Origin of the sequence: Nocardia carnea, assembly GCF_029868855.1 — a bacterium.
Lineage (GTDB): Bacteria > Actinomycetota > Actinomycetes > Mycobacteriales > Mycobacteriaceae > Nocardia > Nocardia carnea_A.
In genome coordinates this window covers 1-26699 of sequence record NZ_JARWOV010000013.1, presented here as the reverse complement: position 1 = coordinate 26699, position 26699 = coordinate 1, and the positions used below count along the sequence as shown (strand labels likewise).

Below are 26699 nucleotides of genomic sequence, written 5' to 3'. Positions count from 1 at the left end.
GTGCTGCTGGTGGCCAATATCGTGCGGGGATTACTGATCATCGCGGTAGCCCTCGGCCTGCTGGCCGGTGTGGGTGCGAGTCCGCTGTTGCTGCTGGCCCTGGCGGTGCGGGGGGGGGTGGTCGCCCCCCCCCGCCGGGGGGGGGGCCCAACACCGCGGCCGAGGTGAGACCCGGGCCGTCGAGACCCCCACTGCTGGGACCCTGTGGCCCGCCACCACCCCAGACGTAAGGTGTGCCCAGCCATTCGTGCGCGGCACGGACTATCTCATCGCCGGCGGAAGCGTCGGCATCCGGGGCGAACCGGCCGGAGGCACCCGGGTCGCGGTACTCCGCCTCCATGGCCAGGATATTCGCGACATACGGCTGGGTCTCGGAAAAGTGTGCGGCGAACTGATTGGGCATCCCGCCGGAGGCCAGCACCGCACCCTCGCCCGCGTTGTAGGCGGCCAGCGTCAACGCGACCACATCGCCGTGCACCCGGCCCTCGGCAATCCATCCGTTGATCTTGTGCGCTATCGCGCACATATATCGTCCCTGGCCGATGATGGCGTCACCGTCGTCCCATACGCTGGCCACCCCGTTGCCGTCGGCGTCGATGACGTAGGGCTGCCCGTCGTCGGGATTCGTACTGGCGGCGGTACCGGGCAGGAACTGCGCGAGACCCTGTGCTCCCGCGGGCGAGGTGAGACCGCGCCGGAAACCGGACTCCTGGCGGCCCTGCGCGGCCAGCAGCGACGGGGTGACCTCCGGGCACAGCGAACCCGCCCGGCGGTACCAGATCTCGAGTTCCGGCGGCACCTTCCCGTCGGCCAGCGCACCACCGGGCGTACCGAAACCGCGTACGCACTCCGGATCGGTCGAATACGCACGAGCACCGCCCAGATCCGGCGTCGGCGCACCGTCGAGCCAGGGCACCGGATCGATCTGCCGGCCGCCGGTGAACCGGCCGCCGGGCACGACCTCGAAATGCAGATGCGGGCCGCTGGATTCGCCGGCCGAGCCGACCGCTCCGATATGCTGCCCGGCTCGCACCTGCTCCCCCACGCTCACCAGCACCCCGTGATCCCACATATGCCCGTACACGGCCGAGAACGCCCGCCCGTTACGTGGATCGATCGAATCGACCACGATCCAGTTCCCGAAGCCGGACGCCGGGCCGGCCGCGACCACCACCCCGTCGGTGACCGAGAAGATGGGGGTCCCGTCAGGGGCCGCGAGGTCGATACCCTTGTGGCCGCCGCCGCGCGAGCCGAAGACATCGGATACCGAGAAGGTTCCGGCGGCCATCGGCCAGGTGCGGTCCAGCGGCCCCGCATCGGCCGCGAGCGAAGGGGTCGCGGTGGCGGCGGGATTGGCGGTCGCACTCGGGATATCACCCGCCGCCCGTGGATCCTCACCCGGCGGGACGGATCCGCTCGGGTCGACCACCGAGCCGCCTTCGCAGGGGTCGTCGACCGCGGGCATCACGATCACCAGAATCACCGTCATCAGCCCGAGTACCAGTCCGAGCGCTGTCCACAGCACCGATTTCGCGTTCACGGCCGCGCCTGGTTCACGTGTGGCGCCGGCTTTCGTTCAGTGTGTCCGCCAGTGCCCGGTTCACCTCGGCCGCCGCGGCCAACTGCTGTTGCAGCAGCGTGACCTTGCGCCGCAGGGCGGCCGCGTCCATCCGGTCCACACCCGGCCCCTCCGCGGCGCGCACCCAGTTGCGTACCGAATTCGTGTGTACCCCGATCTGTTCGGCCACCACCCGGCACGCTTCCGATTCGCTGCGCAATTTGCCGGTCAGCGCGATGACCTGTTTCACCGCGGCGGCACGCACTTCGGGCGAAACCCGCCGATACGACCGGTGCGGCATCATGAACCGCTCCCTCCGCCGGGATACGCACCGTCGCCGGCTGCGGCCTCACGGGCTCCGGAACGGCCCGGATGCGCCGTGAATTCGTCGAACCGCTGGTTGGTGTCGTGTATTCCGCTGATTTTCTCGGCCGCGGTGAATTCCATATGGAACGGGATACCGGGCCGGCGATCCTCACCGATCTTCAGCAGGAATTTTCCGGTACCAGGTGGAGAAGGCCGCACCTGACCCGGTTTGAGCGCCTCTCCGGTGAGTGCCTGGGGAGCCGACCAGCTGGTCACCATCTCCTCCTCGGCGGCGGTGAAGGGCACCGTACTGTCCAGCCGCTTGATCTCCTCGGCCGGCAGGGCACCGAAGATCTTGGCACGCGCGCGTTCCAGGAAGCCCAGGGCCTTGGCGATGGCCGCCTCCGACCCGAGCGATTGCAAATCCTTGATGGTGTGACTGATCATGATCAGCGCGGTGGCGATACCGCGCTGCAGTCGGGTCAGCTCGTCCACCCGGTCGACCATGAAATCGCCGAGGCCGAGCACCTGCCACAGCTCGTCCATCACCACCTGGAAATACCGCTGTGGAGCCATCCCCGCGTCGGTGAGGGTGTGCGCCGCCTCCACCGCAGCGAAACCGTCGGCCCAGCAGGCCAGCATGACGGCGGCCTTGAGTTTCTTGTCCCCGTTCGGGATATGGGAGACATCGATGCACACCGCCACCGAATCGGTATCGATCGGTACCGTGGTCTGGCCGTTGAACACCGCACCGAAGGGCCCCTGCGTGAGGGCACGCAACGAACGCCGCAGCCCCCTGATCGCCTCCTGGTATTCGCTCGGGCTGTCCGCGCCGGCGTCCAGCATCATCTCCTCGCCACCGGCGACGATGACCTCCAGCAGGTTCTCCATGATCGGTGGCCGGTCCGGTGTGTAGCCGCTGCTCGGCCGGTACAGGATTCGCAGCGCGGTGGAGATCAGCGTCTCCTCGTAGTCGCGCACGCGCGCACCGCGCACGAGTTCCACCAGACCCGCGATCAGCGTGACCTGCCGGGCGTGCAGATCCTGCAGCACCTGAAGTTGTAGTTCCGGATGCTCCGCCAGCCGCGGCACGATATCGCCCAGCACCCCGCCGGCCAGCGGATTGAGTTTGCCGTGACCGTATCCCAGATCGATCACCTGCCCACCGACCAACTCCACCAGGCGCCGGTAGTCGGGTTTGACATCGGCCAGGATCAGCGGGGTGATGTTCTGCGCGACCCCGCCGAGCACGATCCGGCGGACCAGTGACGACTTGCCGAACCCGTTGAGCCCCAATACGAAAAGGCTGGGCGCGGTGATGAAACTGCCCCGCATGAACCAGTTCATCGGATCGAAGCAGACGGGTGCACCGGTATGGAGATGCGACCCGAGCGGGGTCCCGATCAGCGGCGCACCGGCGCCGACCGACCACGGCCACAGCCCGGCTACCTGCGCCGTCGTGGCCCGATACTCGACCGGGCGGCCGACGACATTCATCCGGCCGCCGCCCGCCCCCGCGTAACCACGTTCGGTGAGCTGTGCGGTCTGCCGGTCGAAACCGTCCTGGAACTCCTGCTGGGCACGGGCCTCGTAATTGCGCCGGCGGATATCGTCGGTGCGGACCCGGAAGGTCGCCCACGCCGCGCGTAATCCGGCGCCCTCGCGACTGACCTCCTCCAGCCGGGACCGGGTCGCCGGATCGAGCAGCGGCGGGCCCGACTGCTTACGTTTCTCGGCCCGCACCTTCGCCCGGCGCGCGGCCTTGTCGAATTCGGGGGTGCCCATCGCCCGGTCGGCGGTCGTATCGACCCGGGTGCGGCGCACCCGTTCCCGGTTCGCCGCACTTCGTTCGCGCGGGACCCGGCCGGCCGCATCGGTGTTGCGCGGGGTATCGCCCCGGCGTTCGGTACGCGAGCGGCCGCCCTCGCGCCGCTGACCGGTCACAGAACCGGGTTCGGCATCCCGGCCACGCCGGTCCTCGTCCCGGCCCGAACGTGTCCGCTCGCCGGTGGCGGTCCGGACCCGGTTCCGTTCCCGCAAAGGGGGCTCGTGCTCGCGTACCATCAGTCGTTCACCCTGCCAATGCTTTCGGAATGGTCGCGTGCTCGGGCAAGATCACCCCGCAGCCGAGCGATGCCGCGAAGGCCGCGGCCTGGTAGCGGTAGCACCGGCGGATCTTCAACCGGGCCTGGGTGGACAGGTCGCGGGTGATGGCTTCGATCCGCGGTAGATCGCCGCGCAGGGGTTCGGTGATGGTCACCAGCGCACCGAACCGGGTGACACCGTGCCCACGGGCCTGTTCCTCGCGGGCCTGCTGGGTCGCGCCGACCCGCAGAGTCGCCGACGCCGACACCACACCGCGTTCGCTCTGCTGTGCGACCAGGGCGTTCTTGAAATCGTCGTCCACGATCTCGGCGGCGTCGGCGGCCGAATGCGGCCGGTACACGATGGCGATCCGCTTCCGCGGCACCTCCGGGTTCGGCGCGAGCAGACGCTGCAGTACCCGTTCGTCCACCGCGCCCTCGGGCGCGGTATCCATCTCCCAGGTGACCGACCGGCCGCCGTCGTGGATCAGATGATCCCATTTCTCGTCGTGCGATACCGGTCCCGCATCCGCCCAGTCCAGGCCGTGTCCTTCGGGTTCCCCGGCGGCCACCTCGAGATCGGCCTGCGAGGCCGGGTCGTAACTGCGCCGGATGAAGCCGATGACCTCCTCCGCCGACATCGGCTGGGCCCGCACACCGGCTTCGGCCAGCGCGGAGCAGATACCGGGAAGACGGCGGCCGATCTCGACCGCTTCCTCGGCCGGGTTCTTGCGCCGTTCCGCAGTGGTCGCCTTGAAGGTGATCGCCACCCGTGGCAACAGCTGCACCCGTTCCTGCGGGAGTTCGGTGGCCAGTTCGTACATCACTTGCTGGGCGAGGTCCGGCGATTCCGGCCGTGTGATCGTGGAAACCTCGGTGAGCAGCCGGTTCCCGGTCTCCGGGACGGTATCGATCACCGGGACGACAGCGACGATATCGCTGGTCTGGCCGACCGAGGCCAAGAAGGTGCCCCAGGCCGAAACCCAGCGGTCGATCACCGGCTGGTCCACCGCCTCGTGGCCCTGTGGCCACGCCCGCAGCACCACCGTGTATTGCGCGAACTGTGGTAGATGGATCATCCCGAAGCTGTAACCGCCGGCGTCGATCCCCTCGTACAGTTTCGACGGGGCGAGCAACCCGGGCAGACGGGTGAAACCACCCGGTACCCGGGAGAACCGGCCGCCGCGGTACACGTGCTCGCCGCGGCTGCGTGAACGCATCCAGTGGAACATCATCAATCCCGTCTCGTAGCCCGAGCGTCCCCCGTGCCGCATGACCAGGGGCGCCATGATCACCACACCGGTCCCGCCCACGATGGCGCCCCATTGGAAACCGCCGACCATGGCGACGACCAGTGCGGTGATGACCACCACGAAGCCGAGCACGGTCTCTTCCCAGCGCAAACCGAAAAGTCCGGCGCTGCGGGGTTTCTGCCACAGTCCGTAGGAGCGGCGTTCGTAGGTTTCGGTGCTCGTCATCGCGGGATGGTGCTCCTACCGAGGTCGGGGGAACGGTTGGTCCAGCGGTCACCCGCGACATCGCCCATGGCTTGATCGGCGCGGGTCATCCCGGCGGTCGCGGACCGGGCGGCGCCGATTCCGCTGGCCACGCGGGACGAACCGGACGGTACACCGCCACCGCGCGGCGGTGCACCCGACCGTTGCGGTTGTGCCGCCGGGGCACCGCCACCGCCGCCACCGCGCGGCGGAGGTGTCGGCCGCGCGGCACCGCCGCCGCGTCCGCCTCCGGGCGGCGGGGGACCCGCTGCGCCGCCGACGTATCCGGCCCGGCCCGGGGCGGCCGCGCCCTTGGTGCCGACCGCCTTGGTACCCATGGCACCGAGGCCCGCGGCGGCGAGCAGCGTGCCGCCGGTCGCGGTCAGACCCGAGCCGCCGCTGCCCACGATCGCCACCGCGGGCGTGACCAGCCGCATCAGGGCCGGCAGGACGAACGCGACGCTGCACAGCAGTACGATGGCGACCAGCATGCGCTGGGCTTCCTCCGCTTCGGGCAGCCCGCCGGCCGGGGTCATCTCGTCGACATGGCCCGCGGTAGTGAAAGCGATCATGTACACGATCGCGGCCACGGGTTTCCACAGCATGAAGGCGATGATCCAGCCGACCAGTTTCTGATACGACTGTTTGCCCGTGTTCATTCCGGACGCCGCGGCCGCCAGCGGCAGCACACCGGCCGCGATCACCAGCAGGCCCTGGCGGACGATGGCGAGCACGATCTGGGCGAGGGCTCCGAGCAAACCGACAATGGCGATGATCAACACCAAGCCGGGCGAGAATGCCTGCAGCTTACTGGTTTTCACCATGAGTTCGGCCATGTTGCGGGCATTGCCGTCGGTGGAATCCTGGATGATCCACTCGGCGAACCGGTCCGAGGCCACGGTACCCGCAACGATGACCGCACCGAGCATCCAGGAACTGAACACCACCCTGGTGAACATCCGGAACGATTCGGCCGCTTCGTTCATGGCGGCGCCGCGTCTGGCTTCGGCCAGGCGTAGGCCGGTGATGATGATCGAGGCGATCAACAGGAGTATCTGCACCTGATAGGTGTAGTCGTTGATCTTGGTGAACAAGGTACCCGAATCACTGGCCACCTCGTTGGGCACCTTCATCCAGAAGGTCAACGCCAGGATGATGGCCTCACCGAGGCCGTTCATCAGCGAATCGACCACTTTGCCGAAGGTGGAATCCCACGCCTTGTCCTTGACCGCGGTCGCGGCCTCACCGGGATGGGCCGCCGCATTACCCGCCTTGCAGACCGCCGCCGCGGCATCGCCCAGCGAGATCCCCGGAATACCGAGATCGTCGAGGGCGTCGTGGATCTCGTTGCAGGTCTGGTCCCAGCCGTAGGGCTGGCTGTTGGCAACGGCCGGGGTCGTGACCATCACGGTGAAGATCACCGCGAAGATGGTGACGAAACGTCTGGCCAGCGACACCCGCCGGGAAACGGCCGGATCCGAACGCCGGTCGCCGGGGCCGCTGTCTTCGCGCACTACCTGAGCTTCCACTTTTCGTCCCAACAACGGAATCACCATCGAGTCCACCCCTCCAGCGATTCGACATACTCGGTCTGTGTGTTCGGCGAGGTGGTCGGCTTCAACCGCCAATCACCCGCATCCCACACCATGATCAGCCGCATGGTCACCCACACCGGTTTCCCGTCCAGCGCCGGAGCGCGCAGCGCCAGCCGCACTATCGCCATATCGTCGGCGTAGTCGTCGATCTTGAACGCATCGGAGGCCACCAGATACTGGGTGACCGATTCGGGCTGCTGCTCGGGCAGCGCGTCCGCTTCCAGGGCCTTGTCGTAGGCCGCGATCTGCTGTGCCGAAACCCGCACCTGCCGCACGTACAGGTCGCGGTGGGCGGGCCGCGCGTTGAGCCGATAGGTGATCTGCGCGGCGGCCAGCGCGGCACCCTGCGGAGTATGCGAATACCCCACTGCCAGACCGTCTTCTATCCGCTGCGGGCCGTCGGAGGTGGAGAACGGTACCGAGGCGCCGTACACCCGCTGCCAGCCTCGCGGCGCGGTGGTACCCGCCGGCGCCGCGGTGAGCCAATCCGGATCCGAGGGATTGCGCTGCGGTGACGGGTCCTGCGGTAGCACCTGCCCCGCCGGATTGTTCGGCACATCCACCCGGCGGTTGAAAACGTCGATATCCGGATCCGCGAAGCCCTCACCGACCGCCGGCGCGGGCGCCGGGCCCGCTGCGGGCTCGTCGTCACGTCCTGTCCACATGACGACACCCACGACCACGATCAGTGCCAGCACCGCCGCGGACGCCACGACACCGAAGGAGACTCGGTCACGCTGATAGGTCTCCTTCCCGCTCACCTCGGTGCCTCCACTTTCACTGTGTCACTCGGTATTTCGCCGACAGGTTCGATGGGTCGCGCGGTCGATTCCGGATCCGGCAGCCGTAACCGCCAGTCGTGGGCGAACCACTCCACCGTCGTATGGTTCACAGCCTTCGAGCTGTCCGAGTACTCGCTGTACACATCCACCGCCGCCCGCTGGTCGGTGTACTCGGTGATCCGGTACCCGAGCAGCCGGGGCGCGTACACCGGATCCGCGGGCCCGCTGATGGACACCTGCACCCGGTTCACCGCCCACTCGTCCTTCGCCGGTCCCGGAACCACTTCTCGGGCAGCGATATTCGACCATTGACTGTCATCGGCCACCGACAGTCGCACGGCATGCACCATCGCCGCAACCCCGGCGCCGGTCGGCGAATGGTCGAAACCCGTTGCCGCGCCTTCGGTTTCCGCAGTCGGCCCCTGATCGGTGCGCGGCAGCGGCACACCCTGGAACGGCTGCCAGCGCACGTTCGTCGGCGGCGCGGACAGATCCGGCGGCGCTGCCGCCTCCCCGCCCCCGCAGCCGGCTGCTCCGGTCAGTAAGACCGCCGACAGCAATCCGGCAGCCCGCCACGCACCGAACCGCGGCGCGGCCGGTGTCTCGGTCGAATTCATCCGCAGGTCGTTCCCCTCGCCTCGCCCCGGCTCATCCGGGCAGGAACGCCAGGGCGATACCGGAAGCGGTGCTGGCGACAGCCGCTCCCAGCAGACTCATGAGCACACCGTGCGAGGCGTCGTTCATCGCCAGATCGCCCTTGAAGGTGAGCCACAGTTTGCCCGCCGAGACGATCAACCACGCCAGACAGCCCATGAGGACGAACCACAGCAGCCAGTTCAGCAGCTGCATCAGCGGTTCCAGCACCTCGGCCGGCATTTGTTTATAAGCCAGTACACCGGCCGCCCCGACCAGATCCATCTCTACCTCACGTTCCGATGACGGCGTTCATGATGGTGTCCGCGCTGGTGGCCACCACTCCGCCGATCATCGCGCCCGCCACCATCTTCGGAGACTCCAGACCGCCGCCGGTCCACTTCTCCCACGCGAATTTACCGCCCGCGTAGACGATGCCGCAGATACCGGACAGCAGCACGAACCAGGTGAGGTAGCGGACCAACTGCAGGATCTTGTCGGAGCCGGGCGGCGCCTCCGGGGTCGGATTACCTATCTGCGCCAATACGGCCGTGTCGTATACCTGGTGAACCGCCAGAAGTACGGTGCTCATCGGGTGCCTTTCTCGATAGCTGAGGTGCAACATTGGGTCCGCGCGAGCGCGGGGAGCACGGAACAGGAAATGTGCTCGACGGGCATCACGGCATCACTCCTCCACGAATCTCGATCGGCCCCGGGCGGGGGCGGCCTCCGATTCTTCCAGGGCGGCACGGGCGGCCGCGACGATCTCCGAGCCGAGTTCCCGGATATCCAGGGGAACTTCGTCGAGCGGGTCGATCCGGCGCCGGCGCTGCGCGGCGACCGCCACGCCGGGTGTCCACACCGGCAGCTTCTCCGGTTCGACCAGCGTCCATTCCTCGTACCACGGCACCTGCCAGACCTGCCCGGCGAGAGAGGCCACGACATCGCGATACCGGCGGATCTCCGGCGCCATCCGGCCCGGCCGGGCCGCCACGGTGATCAGCCCGAGTACCTGGCTTGGCCCGGCCAGCCCGGCGTGATGCTGGCGCAGCAGATCATGGGCATGGGTGAGGCCCGCGATGGTCTCCCGGGCGACCAGCACCACGAACGGCGATTCCCGGTCGAAAACACCCGGCCAGCGGCGCCCGGAATCCGCGGCGGGCGCCAGGATATGCGCGAGGGTGCTGGCACCGGCGCCGCCGTGCACACCCAGCAGCCAGACCAGCGGCGCGCGCCCGGCACCCGGCACGGGACGATCCCAGATCGCGGCGCGGCGCGATTCCGGCGGGGGCACCACTCCGGCAGTGGCGGTACGGTCGGGTCGGCGAGGAAGATTCATAGCGGCCGTCATGATGCCACCCCCGCGAGTAACCGCTCGTAGGTCTGCCGGGTCTCGTCGGCCAGAGCGATATGGCGGACCAGCTCACCACGGGCGAGATGCGGATCGTAGGGCACCTCGACGATATCGCGGACCCAGCCGGACAGATGCTCACGCAGGTGATCGGCGACCCGCGAATCGACCCCGGCATGCTGATGCGACACCACTATCGTGGTGTCGCCGACGATTCCGCCACCCATCGGCTCGGATTGATCGCCGTATTCGTCGTCCAGCCATTCGAGGGTCACCCGCAGCCGGTTGGCCGCGTCGACGCGTGCCGGAATGGCCAGCACCAAGGCGACATCCGCATCGTCGAGCAGGGGACGCAGCTGGCGGCCGGCGATCGGGTTACCACCGTCGAAGATCGCCGTGTACCCGGCCTGGTCCACCGCCCGCGCCACAGTGAGATAGCTGGCCCGGCGGCGCAGCGGCGCCGCGTCGCGCCACAGCAGGCCGATTCCCGAGGTCGCGCGCGACATACAGTCCTTCAGCGGCGCCGGTTCGTCGTCCCCGCGGCCGTACAACCACTGCTGCAGGCTGATCGGATGCAGATGTTCGTCGGCTCCGCGCAGGGCCAGGTCGCCGCCCGCCGGGGTGGCGTCCACGGCCACCGTGGCCGTTCCCGAAAGCCCCAGTTCGCCCGCCAGACCCAGCGTGGTGGTGGTCGTTCCGGCACCGCCGCAGCCACCGACCACCAGGATCGGCCGGGCCGTACCCGGGGTACGGCCGCCGTTACCACGCAGCCGGACCACCGACGCCTTCCGGTTCCCGGCCGTCTCGTCCACCGCATCGGAATCCGGTGCGGTATCGAGCCAGCGGCTCCAATCCTCTCCCATCCTGCACTCTCCTCTATCCGGCCGTAATACCCGTGATGAGGGTGCGGCCGTCGATCGCCGCGGTGGTGACCGTCTGCCTGCTGTAGGTGGCCGGTGCACCACCGGGCCGGTACTCGGTGACCTCGACGGAATATCGACCGTCGGCGACGGTCACGATGCGTACGCAATGCCGGGTTCCGGGTGCGACGCTGTCGATACCGGCCTGGATGATTTCACCCGACGACACGGCGGCGCCGGGCGCTACCACCGCGCGGGCAGCGGCACCGGAACGCTCGACGTAATAGGCGTATTGGAAGCGCAGGATCGCGGCGGGCCCGGAATCCGTTCCGCCCGGCCCGGCACCGCGGAGCACCGGACCGTCCTGTTCGTCCGGGCAGTGCGTGCCGGCTTCGGTACCGGCACTGCCGGAGGTGAAACGTAATCCGGCCCCGTCGTCGGGCCCGGCGGCCCGGGGTGCGCCCGGAGCCAGCAGGTACACCACTACGGCCGTGGCGATGGCGAGAACGATGACGGCCGCGACCAGCACACCGAATGTCCGGCGCCGGCGGGCGCGGGCGTCGCCGTCGATATCGCGCAACCGGCCGGGGGTGCGGCCGATACGGACGGGTTCAGCGAGGTCTTCGTCATCGTCGGGCCAGGGCAGACGCAACAGGTCACCGTCACGCTCACCGGCCGGCTCGTCCACCCAGTCGGACCAGCCGCCGGTGAACTCACTGCGTCTGCCGGAGAGTTCGGCCGGGGCCGGATCCGGCGCGGCGGACGCACTACCGGCCTCGGCGATGTAGTCGGGATACCTGGCGGGGCCGTCGTCGTCGGCGGCCCCGGCGACCTCCGGTTCGGACCGCCCCGCCGGGCGGCCCACGGCGCCACTGTCCCCTTCGGGTTCGAGTGGGCCGTACCATCGATCGAGTTTTTTGTAGGACTTCAACATTCCCCCATTCCCGTGGCGCCGGGCACGTGATATCGCATCATCGATCCCTCTCGGCGATCAGTTCACGGAGAACGAGTCGTTTTCGGTTGTCGGGGGTGTATCGGGCCGGTCTGCCGACGGCCGATCCGGGGACGCGCCGTCGGCTCCTGTCCCGAATGGGAATTGTCCCGTACCGGAGGGAGCGGGCGCAGGCGACGCGCCGGGCCCGGTTCCTGAGAATCCGGCCGACGGCGGCGACCCGGCCCGGGGAGCGCTGCCGAGCGGCGCCGGTTCGTCGGCAACCGGTTCGCTACCACTGCCGTAGGTATTCGCGAGATCCCGCGCGGCAGCGGCGAACCAGTCGGCGATGAACTTCGTGGGCGCTTCGCCGGTGGCCGAAATCGCCGCATTCCCATAGGCCTGATGCCGCTGAATGGTGTCCCAATAGCGCACCCACGTCGTGGTGTCGAGCAGGGCGTGGTTGTCCTGGATGTTGTCGATGACGGCGGTGAAAGCCTGACTCACCAGCCGGATACCGGTGGTGGGCGGAATGAGCTGCGGAATCGCGCCCAGCAGCTTGACTCCCAGCAACAGCAACGCGGCCGGCGGGTTTGCCAGCCCGGCCGTGGCAAGTTCGGCGATCGCCGTGGGGTTCAGCACCGTACGCACCACGGTGACCACTGCGTTCAGTCCGATCATGCCGACCTTCAGCAACGCCCGCATCGCACCCGGAATATCCAGCGGGGTCCGCGGATCGGCGGCATCGGCGAGCCGTTCGGAGATCGATTTCTTCGGCGAGATGTTCAGGTTCGCCAGCGAAGTGCCCGAAATATCCTCGTTGACCACCTTGGTCGCGGTTTTGATGGAGGTGAAGGCGAGCGCCTGGGCCACCGAGGTGAGCGAGGCGATGGGATCGCCACCACTGAGCTTGGCCTGCCCGACGATACTGGCGACTGCCTTCAGGATCGGCGCGCCCTCGGGGGCGTCGCAGGCGAGATCCCCCGCGGCGCAGAAGCTCGCCACCCGCCCCGTGAGGGTGCCGAAATCCTCGGCGGCGTCCCGGTTCGGGGCGATCCCGCCACCGGTGGCCGGTGTTTGTGGCAACGCGGCGATCCGGGCGATTTCCGCGCCTTCGGTACCGGGCGCCGGATCCGGGTTCGCCTTACCCGGAGCACCGGGAAACAGTGCGGCGCCGGGGGTTCTGGTGGGATCGCCGATCAGTGCCACGGCCGCGATCTTGTCGTCGGGCAGCGGCCCCTGTCCCTGTCCGATTTCCTGGGCGAATACCGAAGCGACATGGGCACCCTGGGAATACCCGACGATCGCGAACCGGGTCTCGGGGCAGCGCTGCGCCACCGACGCCGCCATGGTGCGCAACCGGATCAGGCCCCCGCTCACCGAGTCCGAATACGGTGTGGCGCTACCGCCGTCTATTCCACCGAAACTGGACTCGTACGGTACGTAGGCACGCTGGACCAGCTTCTCCTCCGGTGCCGCGGCCAGGAGCGGACGGAACACCGTCGACAGCATGCCGGTATCGGTGGTGGGCGCGGCATCCGGCGACGATTCGCCGGTGCCCTGGATACCCAGGGCATACATTGCCGGACAGGTACTGACCGGCAACTCGGTCGACGGACCCGACGGACCCGAGAGGTCGGGCGGCTGGGCGTATGCGGGAGCGGTGAGGGTCCCTGCCGTCACGGTCGCCACAGCGACGGTGAGTGCGATCAGCATCCCCGAGAAACTTCTGCTTACAGCCATAGCGACCCGCAATCACTCTTACCGCAGTTACCGAGCGCGACGAAACGCAGTAAACGGTAACAGATTCCGGCTATGACCGCTGAAGCGGCGAAGAGTTTACGCGACCCGCCAGCACAACCCGGACGCGGCGCGGCGCGTTGCGGCCCGAATGTTACAAAATTCCGGCGGGGCCGCAGCGCCTGCCAAGACCCCGAAACACTCAGGCGGCGGAGGTCACCCGGTAGACGTCGTAGACGCCTTCGACGTTGCGGACAACATTGAGCAAATGGCCCAGATGTTTCGGATCACCCATCTCGAACGTGAATTTGCTGATCGCCACCCGGTCGCCGTGCGTGGTCACGGCCGCGGACAGGATGTTGACCTTTTCGTCGGCCAGTACCTTGGTGACATCCGAGAGCAACCGGGTGCGGTCCAGTGCCTCGATCTGGATGGCCACCAGGAAAACCGAATGCGGCGACGGCGCCCATTCCACATCGATGATGCGCTCCGACTGCGCCCGCAGCGAATCGGCGTTCGTGCAGTCCACCCGGTGCACACTGACCGAACCGCCGCGGGTGACGAACCCCAGGATCTCGTCGCCGGGTACGGGGGTACAGCATTTCGCCAGTTTGGCCACGGTGCCCTCGGCACCGGGGATCAGCACACCGGCATCGCCGCTGAGCCGCTGCCGCGGCGGGGTCGTGGACGGGGTGGAGCGTTCGGCGAGTTCGTTCTCCACATCGCCGATTCCGCCGAGCTGGGCCATGAGCCGCTGCACCACGTGATGCGCGGAGACCTGATGCTCGCCCACCGCGGTGTAGAGCAGGGAGATATCGCCGTAGTGCAGTTCGTGCGCCACGGCGGTCATCGCGTCGACGTTCATCAGCCGCTGCAACGGCAGGCCGACCCGCTTGACCTCTTTGTTGATCTGTTCCTTGCCGTTCTCCAGCGCCTCTTCCCGGCGCTCCTTGGCGAACCACTGGCGAATCTTGGCCTTGGCGCGCGGTGAGACCACGAACCCCTGCCAGTCGCGGCTGGGTCCGGCGTTGGGCGCCTTGGAGGTGAAGACCTCCACGACCTCGCCGTTCTCCAGTTGCCGCTCCAGGGCGACCAGCCGGCCGTTCACCCGGGCGCCGATACATTTGTGCCCGACCTCGGTATGCACCGCGTAGGCGAAATCCACCGGCGTGGACTTCTGCGGCAGCGTGATCACATCCCCCTTCGGGGTGAAGACGAAGATCTCCGGGGCCTTGAGGTCGAAGCGCAGCGATTCCAGGAACTCGGCCGGGTCCGCGGCCTCGCGCTGCCAGTCGAGCAGCTGCCGCATCCAGGCCATATCGTCGACTTCGGCGGCGTCACCGGAGTGGCGACCCTTGGTCTCCTTGTACCGCCAGTGCGCGGCGATCCCGAACTCGGCGGTGCGATGCATATCGTGGGTGCGGATCTGCACCTCGAGCGGTTTACCGTCCGGTCCGACCACGGTGGTGTGCAGCGACTGGTACACCCCGTAGCGCGGCTGGGCGATGTAGTCCTTGAAACGACCGGCCATGGGCTGCCACAGCGAGTGCACCACACCGACGGCGGCGTAGCAGTCGCGCACTTCGTCGCACAGGATGCGGATACCCACCAGATCGTGGATATCGTCGAAATCCTTCCCCTTGACGATCATCTTCTGATAGATCGACCAGTAGTGCTTGGGCCGGCCCTCGACGGTCGCGGGTATCCGGGACGCGGCGAGGGTGTTCACGATTTCGGCGCGCACCTTTGCCAGATAGGTGTCACGTGACGGAGCCCGGTCGGCGACCAGCCGGACGATCTCGTCGTACTTCTTGGGGTGCAGGATCGCGAACGCGAGATCCTCGAGTTCCCATTTGACGGTCGCCATACCCAGGCGGTGCGCCAGCGGCGCGATCACCTCGAGGGTTTCGCGGGCCTTCTTGGCCTGCTTCTCGGGCGGCAGGAACCGCATGGTTCGCATATTGTGCAGCCGATCGGCCACCTTGATCACCAGCACCCGCGGGTCGCGGGCCATGGCGATGATCATCTTGCGGATGGTCTCGGCCTCCGCGGCCGCGCCCAGGTTGACCTTGTCGAGCTTGGTGACCCCGTCGACCAGGTGCGCGACCTCGGAGCCGAATTCCGCGGTCAGCTGTTCCAGCGTGTAGCCGGTGTCCTCGACGGTGTCGTGCAGCAGGGCCGCCACCAGGGTGGTGGTGTCCATCCCCAGTTCCGCGAGGATATTCGCGACAGCCAGCGGATGGGTGATGTACGGGTCGCCGGACTTCCGGAACTGCGTGGCATGGCGTTCGTCGGCAACATCGAAGGCGCGCTGCAACTGGGTGAGATTAGCCTTCGGATACAGCTCCCGGTGCACCGTGGCCAGGGGTTCGAGGACCGGTTTCACCGCGGGAATACCGCGCTGACCGGTCATCCGCCGGGCCAGCCGGGCGCGCACCCGGCGCGACGCCGAACTCGGGACGGCACCGGACTGCCGGGCGGGCTCGGGCTCGGCACCGGGGCGCGTGCCGGCGGCGGAGGCGGCGGCCCCGGCACCGTTGGACTGCGATCCCGATGTCTGCTCGACATTCGCCTCGCCCAGATGCTGAGTCATGCCACCACCTCTCCGTGCCGCGGCGTAGCACCGCAACGCTTCAGACCACCAACTTTAGACCCCGCAGTAGCTCGGGAAACCCCAGAGCAACACCATCGACACCTATCGATACGCCGACCCACCCGATTGAACACCGTATTCGACTCCGTCCTTCCCACTACGCGCGGGTTCGAGGTCATCCTCCGAGCCCGTCCGGGGTCAATTCGACCCACCTGGTGATACCGATATCGGCCAGGAATCGCCGATCGTGACTCACCACGAGCAGCGCGCCCTGGAAGGCGGCCAGGGCCTGGGTGAGATGCCGCAGGCTCACCAGGTCCAGGTTATTGGTCGGCTCGTCGAGAATCAGCAATTTGGGCGCCGGATCGGCGAGCAACAGCATCGCCAGCGCGGCCCGCAACCGCTCGCCACCGGAGAGCGCGACGGCCGGGACGTCGGCGGCAGCACCACGGAACAGAAAACGGGCCAGCTGGGCGCGGATCCGCTCCGGTTCGGCGTGTGGGGCGCCGGCGGCGACATTGTCGAAGACACTGCGGCTCTCGTCGAAGAGATCGAGCCGCTGCGGCAGCATCCGCCACGGTACTCGCGGTGGTTCGGTGGTGAGCCGCCGCAGCAGAGTGGTTTTTCCGGCCCCGTTACGGCCGGTGATCGCCACTCGCTCCGGACCGTCGACCGCCAGCGAGACCACGGGGCCGTTGGCCAGCCGCACGGTCTCCAGCGCAACCACGTGCTGACCCGGGTACAACCGCGTACCGGGTAGTTCGATCCGGATCTCGCGGTCGTCACGTAACGACTCCTCGGCCTGTTGGAGCCGGTCCTTCGCCTCCTGGACCTTCTCGATATGACTGTTGCGCAACTTGCCCGCCGATACCTCGGCCTGCCGTTTACGCTGCCCCATCACGATCTTCGGTTCACGTTTGTTCTCGTACATCTTCTGCCCGTACCGCTGCCGCCGGTCGAGTTTGATCCGGGCCTCCACCAACTCCCGGGACTGTTTCCGCATATCGCTGCGCGCATCGCGGATCGCCGCCCGGGCGGCTTCCTGTTCCTGTTCGACGATCTGCTCGTAGTCGCTGTAGTTACCGCCGAACAGCCGCAACCGGCCGCCGCGCAGTTCGGCGATGGCGCCCATCCGGTCCAGCAGTTCCCGGTCGTGGCTGACCACGAGCACGGTGCCGGTGAACTGGTCGACGACCTCGTAGAGCCGGGCACGGGCCGCCGAATCCAGGTTGTTGGTGGGTTCGTCCAGCAGTAGGACCTGTGGTTCCCGGAGCAGTTCGGCCACCAGACCGAGCAGGACGGTTTCCCCGCCGGAAAGGGTTTCCAGCCGGCGATCCAGCTGCGCTACAGAGCCCGCCAGGTAATCCAGCCCGAGCCGCCCGAACAACGCCACCGCGTGTTCCTCGATATCCCACCGGGTACCGACGAGATCGAAGTCGGTCTCGTCGCCGGAACCGGATTCGATGCGGTGCAGCGCTTTTCGTATCTCGGCTATACCGAGCACGGTGTCGACCCGCTCCCCTACGGCCAGGCCGAGGTCCTGCCGCAGGTAGCCGAGCCCACCGGATACGGTGATCGAGCCGCGCGCCGACCGCAGTTCGCCGGCCAGCAAACGCAAGAGAGTCGATTTCCCTGCGCCGTTGGACCCCACGAGTCCGATATGACCCGGCCCGAGCACCGCGTCGAGCCCGTCGAACACCGGCGTTCCATCCGGCCAGGAAAAACAGAGATCGGAAAGAGAAATATCGGCCACGGCTGCCCCTGAGGTATCGATACGGACGCGGCGCGCAGAACGCGGGCCGCACGAGCGACTACCTCATGAGAGCAACGGCAACTCCGATCCCCGGGGACAAGACCTCGACAGGGTACACCCCCGCTCGGAGCTACGCCAGCATTATTCGACCGGGATCACATGCGTCCCGGAACCGGCGCCCTCAGACGGTGACGATCGAGGTGACCGGATAATCGCCCTGGCGGGCGCGTCCGCCCAGCCCCTCGAGTTCCAGCACGACCGCCGCCGCCACCACATGCGCACCGGCACTGGTGAACAGATCCGCCGCCGCTGCCAGCGTGCCACCGGTGGCCAGCACATCGTCGAGCAGCAGCACCCGTCGTCCGGTCAGTTCGACACCGGTGGCCGGAACCTCCAGTGCGGCCGTGCCGTATTCCAGCCGGTACTCCCGGGTGATCACCGGAGGCGGCAATTTGCCGCGTTTGCGGACGGCGAGCACCCCGGTACCCAGCGTGGTCGCGACCCCGGCGCCGAGCAGAAAACCGCGGGCGTCCACCCCCGCGACCAGATCCGCATCCGGAACCAGCGCGGCCAGGCAGTCGACAACGGTCCGGAATCCGTCGGGATCGGCGAAAACCGGCGTGAGATCGGCGAAGCGAACCCCGGGCTCCGGGAAATCGTCGGCCCAGCGAGTGAGGCGCCGGACGAGATCGGCGGCCTGCTCGCCGCGTTCCCCGGCCGTCTCGGCGGCTCCGGCCGCGGCATGTTCACTCATCGGGAGACCTCTTTCATCGGCCGCACTCGGTATCAACGCTGCAGGACCCACTGGTCCATATTCCAGCCGGACCCGGCCCGAGTGGGGCCCGCGATACCGTTGTCCAGGCCACCGGCGAACGCGATCGTGCGCGGTGTCGCGAACAGCGGGACGCTGGGCAGCTGTGCCCAGAGCAGGTTCTCGGCCTCGGTGAGCAGATTCAGCTGCGTGGTCGAATTATCGTCAGCGGCAAGCTGATCGGCGATCGAATCGAAGCGGCCGTTGCGGAACTGCCCGAAATTGAGTCCGCTACCGCTGCGCAGGCCACCGATTGCGGCGATACCGTCGAGCGAACCCGCCGGTCCCGGCGCTCCCCCGGGCCCGCCGAGCACCGCGTCCACCGCACCCTCACGCAACCGTGCCGGCGTGAAATCCGGCGTGCTCGCATCTTCCACGGTGATACCGGCCGCCCGGCACGCGTCGGCGATCATCGACACCGTCTGCGCCCGGCGGGCATCCGGGGCGAGGTATCCGATGCGGACGACCATCCCGTCCTTACCGGCGTCGGCCAGCGCCCCCTGGGCGCCTTCGACATCACCGGCCGCGAAAGCCCCGGCCGCTCCGGTGGCCGCCGGGTAGTACAGCGAATCCTGCTGCAAGGTACGGGAATTCGAGGGCCCGGAACCCAGGCCGGCCTCCGGCGCCTCGGTGCTACGGCCGAGTTGATCGAACAGTGCCTGCCGGGGTACGCAGAGGGCGAAAGCGCGCCGCGCGGCCGCTGATTCGAATACCCCACCGGTGTTGAGCACCAACTGCTCGATACCGCGGCTCGGCAACTGCTGGACGGAGTAGGCGTCCAGATTCACCTCGGGCAGCGCTCCCGCGCCGATATCCACCACAGCCGCCGAACCGTCCTCGATCCGTGCCGCGAGATCGGCCGGTTTGGGGTACACCACGACCCGGCCGGTGGCCGGTGCCTCCCCCCACCAGCGTTCGTTGGCGACAAGGACGAGTCCGTCCTCCAAGCCGAACGATTCGATCCGGTACGGCCCGGAGGAGGGCAGACGCGTGACATCCAGGTCACCCGGCTCCAGATTCCACCCGGTGTTCCAGAACTGCGCCAGCCGGTCCAGCGCGGGACGGTCGTCGTTCTGGACAGCGGCGACGATATCGGGAACATTCGCCGCGTCGGCCGCCACGTGGGCGGGCATCAGCTCGCCGGCACCGAACAGCGTGCGCCAGGGTAGGTAGCGCTTCCCGGGCCGGAACACCACGGTGCCGTCCTTGGACCCGGGCTGGCATTCCACTCGCTCGATATCTTCGTAACCGGCCGTGCTCGCCGATTCGAAGCCCGGGAACCGGCCGCTGCGGGCCGCCCAGGTGAAGACGAGATCATCGCAGGATGTCGGCACACCATCGGAATAGACGCCCCGCGGGTTGAGCCGGTACTGGATGGTCTGCGCCTCACCGGGTACTTCCTTGGCGGTCCCGGTATCGGTATCGGCGACCGGCTGACCGTCGGGCCCGGTGTAGAAGAACCCGGTCAGCACCCGGCCGAACACGGCCTGAGCCGAGGCAGCACCCGCGGCGGTACCTCCGTTGTAGCTGGTGACCGCGGTATCGACGGCGTATCCGATCGAGGGCACCTGGTCCTCACCGGAACATCCCGCCACCGATCCGGCGGCCGCGGTGGCCGCCGCGAGCAGTGCGATCGTCCGGCGCAGATATGGCAGTCGCATCGATCCGTACCCCTCGTATGTCAGTGCCGCCTCTGTCGTTTACCCGTGGGACGCGCGCCGGGCACGGGCCCGGCGGCACCGGTACCGCGCGCAACCCGCGGTTCCCGGTTACCCGGTTCCGCAGGCCGCGGACGTGGCGCCGGACCGGCTCCCTGCGGGCCCCGGCCGGCCCGCCGGGCCTGCACCTTCTTGGTGTGCGCGGCCACCGGACCCCAGCGTTCCTTGATCGAAACCAGCAGCGGGGTGGCGAAGAAGATGGACGAATAGGCGCCCACCACCGTGCCGACCAGCTGCACCAGCGCGAGATCCTGCAGCGTACCGACGCCGAGCATCCACACCGCGATCACCATGAGGCCGATAATCGGCAGGGCGCCGATCAGCGTGGTGTTGATCGACCGCATCAGCGTCTGGTTGATCGCGAGGTTGGCCTGTTCGCCGTAGGTGCGCCGGTTGGTATGCAGCACGCCGCGGGTGTTCTCCTCGACCTTGTCGAAGACAACGACCGAATCGTAGAGCGAGAAACCCAGAATGGTGAGCATGCCGATCACCATTGCCGGGGTCACTTCGAAACCGACCAGCGAATAGACACCGGCCGTGACCAACAGGTCGAACACGAGGGCCGCCAGCGCGGCGATCGCCATATCTCGTTCGTAGCGGAAACCGATGTAGACACTCACGATCACCAGGAACACCACCAGCGCGATCAGCGCCTGCCGGGTGATCTGCCCGCCCCAGGTCTCGCTGACATCCGAGGCGCTGATGGCGTTGCGGCTCGGGTTCCCGCTGTCGTCGGTGGGCTGGAACTCGTCGAACAGCGCGCTCTGCAGCGTGCCGAGTTGCTCGGCGCTCAGCGTTTCCGAGCGGATCAGGATGGTGGCGGTGTCGCCGGTACCGACGGTCTGCACCGATTCGGGTTCCGAACCGATCGCGTCGGAATACACCGTCTCGACCTGTTCGGTGGTGGCGTCCCCGGCCGGAAGCTGGATCCGGGATCCGCCGACGAAATCGATACCGAAGGTGAAGCCGCGGACCGCCATACTCAACAGGCAGATCAGCACGATCACCGCCGTGATGATGTACCAGCGCCGGCGATTGCCGACCACGTCCAGCACACCGGTACCGGTGTACAGGCGGTTCATCCAGCTGTGCCGCACACCGGGCGCGCGTGCGGGTTCGGGCTTGTCCATGGTCACGGAACTGTTCATCGTCACGCCTTCCCCACCGCGGCCTCGGCCGCCTTGCGTTCACGGGCCAGCTGCTGCATCGCGCCGAGACCGTTCACCGAGGGCTTGGCCCAGAAGGCGGAACGGGCGGCCAGCTGCACCAGCGGAGCCGTCACCAGGAACACCACCACAACATCGAGAATGGTGGTCAATCCGAGGGTGAAGGCGAACCCGCGCACCTGCCCGACGGCCAGCACGTAGAGCACGGCCGCGGCGATGAAACTGACGGCGTTGCCGGAGAGAATGGTTTTACGAGCCCGCTGCCAGCCGCGCGGAACCGCGGACCGGAAACTTCGTCCCTCCCGTATCTCGTCCTTGATGCGTTCGAAGAACACCACGAACGAGTCGGCGGTCATACCGATACCGATGATCAGACCCGCGATACCGGCGAGGTCCAGGGTGAACCCGATCCACCGGCCGAGCAGCACCATGATCCCGTAGACCGCGATACCCGAACCGATCAGCGACAGCGCCGTCAGGAAACCCAGCATTCGGTAGTAGATCAGGCAGTACAGCAGCACCACGGCCAGGCCGACCGCACCGGCGATGAGGCCCGCGCGCAGCGAGGAGAGTCCGAGCGTGGCCGAGACTGTTTCGGCTTCCGAGGTCTCGAACGACAGCGGCAGCGAACCGTACTTCAGCGTATTCGCCAGGTCCTGGGCGGACGAGGCGGTGAAATTTCCCGAAATCTGGGTGCGCCCACCGAGCTGCGGCCCCTGCTGAACGACCGGGGCGCTGACGACCTCCGAGTCCAGTACGAAAGCGACCCGCTGCTGGACGTATTCGCCGGTGAGCGCCGCCCAGGCGTCACTGCCACCGGATTTGAACTCCAGGTTGATCTCGTGGCGGGACTGCTCGGTGTTGAACCCGGAGGTCGCGTCGGCGATCTCCTGGCCGTCGATCCGGCTCTTGTCGAGCAGGAAGACCTCGGTGCCGTCGGTGGAACAGGTGACCAGCGGCAGATTCGGGTCGTCGTTACCGGCCAGCGGGTCGGCCGCGGCGCAGTCCATTGCCGACATCGCCAACTGCTGCATGGTCGGGTCGGTGCTCTGCCGCAGAGTCTTGGCCGCTTCGATCTCCTGCTGGGCCTGTTCCTGCGGGCTCAGCGATTCGTCGACCGGGGCAGGCTGTCCCGGGGCCGGAGCGGTTTCGCCCGGAGCGGGAGCCGGAGCGGGAGCCGGAGCGGGCTCGGTCGAAGGCGGCGGCTCCGGCGCGGTGGTACCGGGCGCCTGCGCCGGACGGACCTCGAGGTCCTCGGCGGACACCGGTGCCGCGGCGGCGGGAGTTTCCGGGGCGGGCTGCTCGGGCACGACCGGTGCGGCGCCGTCCCCGGCGGGCGGTACCTCCGGCGCCGGGGCAGGCGCGGGAGCCTGGGGAACGGCCGGCGCCGTGGGCTGACCGGGCGTCTGCTGAGCCTGCGGACTGCCGGGCGCCGGAACCGCCTGAAGCACCGGGCGGATATAGAGCTTGGCGGTCGTCGCCAGCGTGCGGGCCTGCTGACTGTCGTCACCGGGGACAGTGATGACGAGGTTGTCGCCGTCGATCACCACCTCGGACCCCGAGACACCGAGACCGTTCACCCGGTTCTCGATGATCTCCTGGGCCTTGGTCAGACTGTCCTGGCTGGGCCGGTTTCCGTCCGGTGTCCGGGCGGTCAGCGTGACCCTGGTACCGCCCTGTAGGTCGATGCCGAGTTTGGGCGTCGGTGATTTGTCACCGGTGAAGAACACCAGCGCGTAGATCGCGGCCACCAGCACGCCGAAAAGGGCGAGCCAGCGGAGTTGATGCGCCGATCCCTGGGACGGTGGCACAGGTCGTCATCTCCTAGGCGGAAGTTCTGGGTGGAACGGCCGGCCGATGCAGGCGCGCCCGCATCGATCGGCTGGGCACACGCCGAGGCCACCGGTCGCCCGGGATATCCGGTCCGGTGGCCGGGCCGTGGAATTCAGTCCTTGGTCAGCCGGGTCTCGGTCTGCTTCGGGGTTTCCTCCGCGACGGACGCGGCAGACTGCTCGACAGCGGGCGCGGCCAGGGAATCGGCCGGCTCGCCGGTCGCGGCGGCATCGTCGGCGGTGCCCTCGTCGGCGACCTCGTCGTCGGTGCGCACATCCCGGATCGCCAGCCGCAACCAGGTGGTCACGACATCTTCGGCGATCTCCAGATCGACGGTGGTGTCGTCGAGCTCGACCACGGTGCCGAGCAGCCCCGAGGTGGTAGTGACCCGGTCACCGACCTTCAGGCTGTCCTGCATCTGGGTGACCTTGTCGGCCTCTTTCTTCTGGCGGCGCATACCGAGGAACATCGGCACGAGCAGCGCAACCAGTATGAGCGGAAACAGGAAATCCATGGTCGAAGTCAGTTCCTGATCTGGTGGGGAGAGGGACAGGTACGGACACAGTCTGCCAGTTCCCCGGCCGGGCGCCACACCCGCACGCCGGAAAAGTGGTGACCGGCCCTCAGCGCCCCGGCCGGCAGGAGCGGGCGCGGTCCCGGGGATCCCGCTGCCGGGCAAGCGGTTACGGCCATAATCGGGGGATGACGCCCGAGGATGTGCACCACATCACTTTCGCGACCGCGCCGTGGGGCCACCGTGGCTACCGAACCGACGACGTGGACGATCTGCTCGACCATATCGCCGCGGCCCTGGCCGGGCGGTCCCCGCTCAGCGCCGAGCGGCTCCGTGGCGGGCTCCGGCCGGGCGGCGCCTGGCTGAACCGCGGTTACCATCCCGGCCAGGTGGATGATTTCCTGCAGCGAGTCCGCATCGAATTCGGTGTCTGAACCGCCTCGCCGGACTGCGGTCGGCACTCCATCTCCAGCGATGTCCGACGCACGGACCAGGCAGGTCCCCGTCGAAGCCGGCGCAGCGACTCGGACACGGACCGTGCGCAGCCGATGGATATGCGTCCACACAGGCAACAGCGGGTCGTTTCGTCGTCGATGATCAGCCGTTCGATTCCGTGGGAAGGTTTCGCTGGGTGGTGGCACCCACCGACTCCGGCGTATGCGCCCCGCCGCACTCCGCGGCCGAGCCGTAGTCCGCCCGGGCGAGCGCGCCGGATGCCGCGACGCCCACCTCCGGGCCCGGCGGCTACCGATCGAACAGGTCGAGCGTGGGCTGGGACTCGCGACCGCGGACTTCCAGCGCACCGAAGGTGAGATCCGGCGGCGGCGTCAATCCGAGATGCGTCCAGGCGGCCGCGGTCGCGACCCGTCCGCGCGGCGTACGGGCCACCATCCCGGCCCGCACCAGGAACGGTTCGCATACTTCCTCCACCGTGGTGGCCTCCTCCCCGACCGCAACCGCCAGAGTGGTCACCCCGACCGGTCCACCGCCGAAGCCGCGAACCAGAGCACCGAGAACCGCCCGGTCCAGGCGGTCCAGTCCCAGCGCATCCACGTCGTAGACCTCCAACGCGGCCCGGGCCACCGCGAGGGTGATCCGGCCGTCGGCGCGTACCTCGGCGTAATCGCGGACCCGGCGCAGCAGACGGTTGGCGATGCGCGGCGTGCCCCGGGAGCGTCCCGCGATCTCGGCGGCGGCGTCGGAATCGATATCCACCCCGAGGATCTGCGCGGAACGCTGCACGATGAGCAGCAGCTCGTCCGGTTCATAGAAATCCATATGCCCGGTGAAACCGAAGCGGTCGCGCAGCGGCCCGGTCAGCGCGCCGGACCGGGTGGTGGCCCCGACCAGCGTGAACGGCGCGATATCCAGCGGTATGGAGGTCGCCCCGGGCCCTTTGCCGACCACCACATCGACCCGGAAATCCTCCATCGCCAGGTAGAGCATCTCCTCCGCCGGCCGCGCCATCCGGTGGATCTCGTCGATGAACAGCACATCCCCGGCGACCAGATTGCTGAGCATGGCGGCCAGATCCCCGGCCCGCTCCAGTGCCGGGCCGGAAGTGATCCGCAACGCGGTGCCGAGTTCGCCGGCGATGATCATGGCCAGGCTGGTCTTGCCGAGGCCGGGGGGACCGGACAGCAGAATATGGTCCGGCGTGCCGCCCCGCGCCCGGGCGCCGCGGAGTACCAGCGACAGTTGTTCCCGCACCCGGGGCTGGCCGATGAAACCGTCCAGCGAGGTGGGCCGCAGTCCTGTTTCGATATCGCCGTCCGAGGGCAGGTAACCGGCGCTGACCGGGGAAACTTCCGCTTCCGGGGAATTGTCGTAATCCATGACCGCCTAACGGTTCTCGCCGTGCAGATCGGACAGGCGCGAGCTTCGACGGCGACTCTTCGCCACCACCGCCGACTCCGGCCCACTCCCGCCGTATCGATCGGGCATGAGCGAGGGCCGTCCGGGATGCCGCTCGGCTACCGTCACCGGGCCCCGCCCGCTCATGCCAGCATCCCGAGCGCGGCACGCAACGCGGTCGAATTGTCCGCGTCCGGTCGTTCGGCAAGGACCGCGTCCACCGCCGGCTCGGCCTGTTTCACCGGGAAGCCCAAACCCGTCAATGCCTCCACCACCTGGTCGCGCACCGGGGTGCGGACCGGGGCCGGCGCGGTGCCCGGTGAATCCGCCGGGACCGGCACCAGGTTCACCTTGTCCCGCAATTCCACGACCATCCGCTCGGCTCCACGCTTCCCGATTCCCGGCACCCGGGTGAGCGCCGCGATATCACCGGCGGCCAGTGCCTTGCGCAAGGTTTCCGGTTCGAGCACCGCCAGGACCGCCATGGCCAGCCGCGGTCCCACCCCCGAGACGGTCTGCAGCAGACCGAACAGATCGCGGGCCTCGGTATCGGCGAACCCGTAGAGGGTCATCGAATCCTCGCGCACGATCAACGCGGTGTGCAGCCGGGCCTCTTCGCCACGGGCCAGCCCGGCCAAGGTGGCGGGGGTGGCGTTCAGCTGGTACCCGACCCCGGCGGTTTCGAGCACCACATGGTCGAGGGCGAGTTCGACAACCTCGCCGCGAATGGACGCGATCACCCGCGCACCGCCTTCCGCTGCTGTTCCAGTCGTTGGGTGTACTGCCGGCGGGCCCGCTCGGCCTGCGCCTCGGCGGCCGCCATCCGTTCGATCAGCGGCGCCCGCCAGCAATGACAGATGGCGAGCGCCAGCGCATCGGCGGCATCGGCCGGCTTCGGCGGCGCGGCGAGCCCGAGGATCCGGGTGGCCATGGCGGGCACCGGCGTGTTGTGCGCACCCGGGGGGGGGGGGCCGGGGGGCGGGGGGGCGGCGCTCGTCCGGATAGTCGTGGGCGCCGTCGGGCACGCAGAACGGGATGATCACCTCCGGGGCGTCGAAAAGTATGCGCCCGCGGTTCACCCGGCGCTCCACTCGCTCGGCGTCCAGGCCATCGGCCAGGAG

24 protein-coding genes and 1 pseudogene are annotated in these 26699 nt (G+C 68.2%); 2 read left to right on the top strand and 23 right to left on the bottom strand.

Annotated elements, in window-relative coordinates:
* Positions 1-37: 37 nt before the first annotated feature.
* The 20 genes from QH195_RS00730 to yajC form a co-directional block, all read right to left on the bottom strand.
* Positions 38-1540: a M23 family metallopeptidase gene (locus QH195_RS00730; RefSeq protein WP_280433939.1), complete on the bottom strand. Its 1503-nt coding sequence runs from the start codon at positions 1538-1540 to the stop codon at positions 38-40.
* A gap of 13 nt (positions 1541-1553) precedes the next feature.
* Positions 1554-1862: a transposase gene (locus tag QH195_RS00725; RefSeq protein WP_280433938.1), complete on the bottom strand. Its 309-nt coding sequence runs from the start codon at positions 1860-1862 to the stop codon at positions 1554-1556.
* Positions 1859-3928 (bottom strand): hypothetical protein, encoded by a 2070-nt coding sequence (locus QH195_RS00720; protein WP_280425750.1) that lies wholly within the window; start codon positions 3926-3928, stop codon positions 1859-1861. The genes QH195_RS00725 and QH195_RS00720 overlap by 4 nt, the downstream gene beginning before the upstream one ends.
* A gap of 7 nt (positions 3929-3935) precedes the next feature.
* Positions 3936-5426, bottom strand: a complete 1491-nt coding sequence (locus QH195_RS00715) for an SCO6880 family protein (RefSeq protein WP_280425749.1) — start codon at positions 5424-5426, stop codon at positions 3936-3938.
* Positions 5423-7000 (bottom strand): hypothetical protein, encoded by a 1578-nt coding sequence (locus QH195_RS00710; RefSeq protein ID WP_280425748.1) that lies wholly within the window; start codon positions 6998-7000, stop codon positions 5423-5425. Before QH195_RS00710 ends, QH195_RS00715 begins: the two co-directional genes overlap by 4 nt.
* Positions 6994-7800: a hypothetical protein gene (locus QH195_RS00705; protein ID WP_280425747.1), complete on the bottom strand. Its 807-nt coding sequence runs from the start codon at positions 7798-7800 to the stop codon at positions 6994-6996. The genes QH195_RS00710 and QH195_RS00705 overlap by 7 nt, the downstream gene beginning before the upstream one ends.
* Positions 7797-8438 carry a hypothetical protein gene (locus QH195_RS00700; protein WP_280433937.1) on the bottom strand — a complete coding sequence of 214 codons (642 nt, stop codon included), beginning with the start codon at positions 8436-8438 and terminating at the stop codon, positions 7797-7799. The genes QH195_RS00705 and QH195_RS00700 overlap by 4 nt, the downstream gene beginning before the upstream one ends.
* A 31-nt stretch (positions 8439-8469) precedes the next feature.
* Positions 8470-8739 (bottom strand): hypothetical protein, encoded by a 270-nt coding sequence (locus tag QH195_RS00695; protein WP_033241575.1) that lies wholly within the window; start codon positions 8737-8739, stop codon positions 8470-8472.
* 7 nt (positions 8740-8746) lie between these two features.
* Positions 8747-9046 (bottom strand): hypothetical protein, encoded by a 300-nt coding sequence (locus QH195_RS00690; protein WP_280433936.1) that lies wholly within the window; start codon positions 9044-9046, stop codon positions 8747-8749.
* Between the two features lie 93 nt (positions 9047-9139).
* Positions 9140-9805, bottom strand: coding sequence for a DUF6668 family protein (locus QH195_RS00685; RefSeq protein ID WP_280433935.1), 666 nt, complete (start codon positions 9803-9805; stop codon positions 9140-9142).
* Positions 9802-10668 carry a MinD/ParA family ATP-binding protein gene (locus tag QH195_RS00680; RefSeq protein WP_280433934.1) on the bottom strand — a complete coding sequence of 289 codons (867 nt, stop codon included), beginning with the start codon at positions 10666-10668 and terminating at the stop codon, positions 9802-9804. The genes QH195_RS00685 and QH195_RS00680 overlap by 4 nt, the downstream gene beginning before the upstream one ends.
* 13 nt (positions 10669-10681) lie before the next feature.
* Entirely contained in the window at positions 10682-11599 is a 918-nt protein-coding gene (locus QH195_RS00675) for a hypothetical protein (RefSeq protein ID WP_280433933.1), read from the bottom strand.
* 57 nt (positions 11600-11656) lie between these two features.
* Positions 11657-13339, bottom strand: coding sequence for a cutinase family protein (locus QH195_RS00670; RefSeq protein WP_280433932.1), 1683 nt, complete (start codon positions 13337-13339; stop codon positions 11657-11659).
* A gap of 199 nt (positions 13340-13538) precedes the next feature.
* Positions 13539-15929: a RelA/SpoT family protein gene (locus tag QH195_RS00665; protein ID WP_280425741.1), complete on the bottom strand. Its 2391-nt coding sequence runs from the start codon at positions 15927-15929 to the stop codon at positions 13539-13541.
* A 175-nt stretch (positions 15930-16104) separates the two neighbouring features.
* Positions 16105-17682 (bottom strand): ABC-F family ATP-binding cassette domain-containing protein, encoded by a 1578-nt coding sequence (locus tag QH195_RS00660; protein ID WP_280433931.1) that lies wholly within the window; start codon positions 17680-17682, stop codon positions 16105-16107.
* Between the two features lie 181 nt (positions 17683-17863).
* Positions 17864-18436, bottom strand: coding sequence for an adenine phosphoribosyltransferase (locus QH195_RS00655; protein WP_280425739.1), 573 nt, complete (start codon positions 18434-18436; stop codon positions 17864-17866).
* 32 nt (positions 18437-18468) lie between these two features.
* On the bottom strand, positions 18469-20154 hold the full coding sequence (locus QH195_RS00650) for an ABC transporter substrate-binding protein (RefSeq protein ID WP_280433930.1): 1686 nt from the start codon (positions 20152-20154) through the stop codon (positions 18469-18471).
* Positions 20155-20174: 20 nt separating this feature from the next.
* Positions 20175-21359 carry a protein translocase subunit SecF gene (gene secF, locus QH195_RS00645; protein ID WP_280433929.1) on the bottom strand — a complete coding sequence of 395 codons (1185 nt, stop codon included), beginning with the start codon at positions 21357-21359 and terminating at the stop codon, positions 20175-20177.
* A 2-nt stretch (positions 21360-21361) separates the two neighbouring features.
* Positions 21362-23188, bottom strand: a complete 1827-nt coding sequence (secD, locus tag QH195_RS00640; RefSeq protein ID WP_280433928.1) for a protein translocase subunit SecD — start codon at positions 23186-23188, stop codon at positions 21362-21364.
* A 134-nt stretch (positions 23189-23322) separates the two neighbouring features.
* Positions 23323-23724, bottom strand: a complete 402-nt coding sequence (yajC, locus tag QH195_RS00635; protein ID WP_280433927.1) for a preprotein translocase subunit YajC — start codon at positions 23722-23724, stop codon at positions 23323-23325.
* Between the two features lie 188 nt (positions 23725-23912).
* On the opposite strand from yajC, the gene QH195_RS00630 reads away from it, so the two are divergent.
* Complete coding sequence (locus tag QH195_RS00630) at positions 23913-24158, top strand: DivIVA domain-containing protein (protein WP_280425734.1); 246 nt, start codon at positions 23913-23915, stop codon at positions 24156-24158.
* 310 nt (positions 24159-24468) lie between these two features.
* On the opposite strand, the gene ruvB is transcribed toward QH195_RS00630, so the two are convergent.
* From ruvB to QH195_RS00615, 3 genes and pseudogenes are all read right to left on the bottom strand, one after another.
* The gene (gene ruvB, locus QH195_RS00625; RefSeq protein ID WP_280433926.1) at positions 24469-25560 is read right to left on the bottom strand and encodes a Holliday junction branch migration DNA helicase RuvB; all 1092 of its coding nucleotides are present in this window, start codon (positions 25558-25560) and stop codon (positions 24469-24471) included.
* A 161-nt stretch (positions 25561-25721) separates the two neighbouring features.
* Positions 25722-26318, bottom strand: a complete 597-nt coding sequence (ruvA, locus tag QH195_RS00620) for a Holliday junction branch migration protein RuvA (RefSeq protein WP_280433925.1) — start codon at positions 26316-26318, stop codon at positions 25722-25724.
* A pseudogene (locus QH195_RS00615) lies at positions 26315-26518 on the bottom strand (crossover junction endodeoxyribonuclease RuvC); the annotation flags it as partial. The gene ruvA and the pseudogene QH195_RS00615, both read right to left, overlap by 4 nt.
* Between QH195_RS00615 and QH195_RS00610 the strand changes: the two are divergent.
* Positions 26508-26699, top strand: a 192-nt coding sequence (locus QH195_RS00610) for a hypothetical protein (RefSeq protein ID WP_280433924.1), incomplete at its 3' end; no start/stop codon positions are given. The pseudogene QH195_RS00615 and the gene QH195_RS00610 overlap by 11 nt on opposite strands.

Bases quoted from the DNA above. Each gene is read 5' to 3' on its own strand.
- QH195_RS00710 (WP_280425748.1), bottom strand. From the start codon at position 7,000: ATGGTGATTCCGTTGTTGGGACGAAAAGTGGAAGCTCAGGTAGTGCGC.
- QH195_RS00690 (WP_280433936.1), bottom strand. From the start codon at position 9,046: ATGAGCACCGTACTTCTGGCGGTTCACCAGGTATACGACACGGCCGTA.
- QH195_RS00685 (WP_280433935.1), bottom strand. From the start codon at position 9,805: ATGACGGCCGCTATGAATCTTCCTCGCCGACCCGACCGTACCGCCACT.
- secF (WP_280433929.1), bottom strand. From the start codon at position 21,359: ATGAACAGTTCCGTGACCATGGACAAGCCCGAACCCGCACGCGCGCCC.
- QH195_RS00695 (WP_033241575.1), bottom strand. From the start codon at position 8,739: ATGGATCTGGTCGGGGCGGCCGGTGTACTGGCTTATAAACAAATGCCG.
- QH195_RS00680 (WP_280433934.1), bottom strand. From the start codon at position 10,668: ATGGGAGAGGATTGGAGCCGCTGGCTCGATACCGCACCGGATTCCGAT.
- QH195_RS00630 (WP_280425734.1), top strand. From the start codon at position 23,913: ATGACGCCCGAGGATGTGCACCACATCACTTTCGCGACCGCGCCGTGG.
- QH195_RS00650 (WP_280433930.1), bottom strand. From the start codon at position 20,154: ATGCGACTGCCATATCTGCGCCGGACGATCGCACTGCTCGCGGCGGCC.
- QH195_RS00725 (WP_280433938.1), bottom strand. From the start codon at position 1,862: ATGATGCCGCACCGGTCGTATCGGCGGGTTTCGCCCGAAGTGCGTGCC.
- QH195_RS00670 (WP_280433932.1), bottom strand. From the start codon at position 13,339: ATGGCTGTAAGCAGAAGTTTCTCGGGGATGCTGATCGCACTCACCGTC.
- QH195_RS00715 (WP_280425749.1), bottom strand. From the start codon at position 5,426: ATGACGAGCACCGAAACCTACGAACGCCGCTCCTACGGACTGTGGCAG.
- QH195_RS00665 (WP_280425741.1), bottom strand. From the start codon at position 15,929: ATGACTCAGCATCTGGGCGAGGCGAATGTCGAGCAGACATCGGGATCG.
- QH195_RS00655 (WP_280425739.1), bottom strand. From the start codon at position 18,436: ATGAGTGAACATGCCGCGGCCGGAGCCGCCGAGACGGCCGGGGAACGC.
- QH195_RS00720 (WP_280425750.1), bottom strand. From the start codon at position 3,928: ATGGTACGCGAGCACGAGCCCCCTTTGCGGGAACGGAACCGGGTCCGG.
- ruvB (WP_280433926.1), bottom strand. From the start codon at position 25,560: ATGGATTACGACAATTCCCCGGAAGCGGAAGTTTCCCCGGTCAGCGCC.
- QH195_RS00675 (WP_280433933.1), bottom strand. From the start codon at position 11,599: ATGTTGAAGTCCTACAAAAAACTCGATCGATGGTACGGCCCACTCGAA.
- QH195_RS00700 (WP_280433937.1), bottom strand. From the start codon at position 8,438: ATGAATTCGACCGAGACACCGGCCGCGCCGCGGTTCGGTGCGTGGCGG.
- yajC (WP_280433927.1), bottom strand. From the start codon at position 23,724: ATGGATTTCCTGTTTCCGCTCATACTGGTTGCGCTGCTCGTGCCGATG.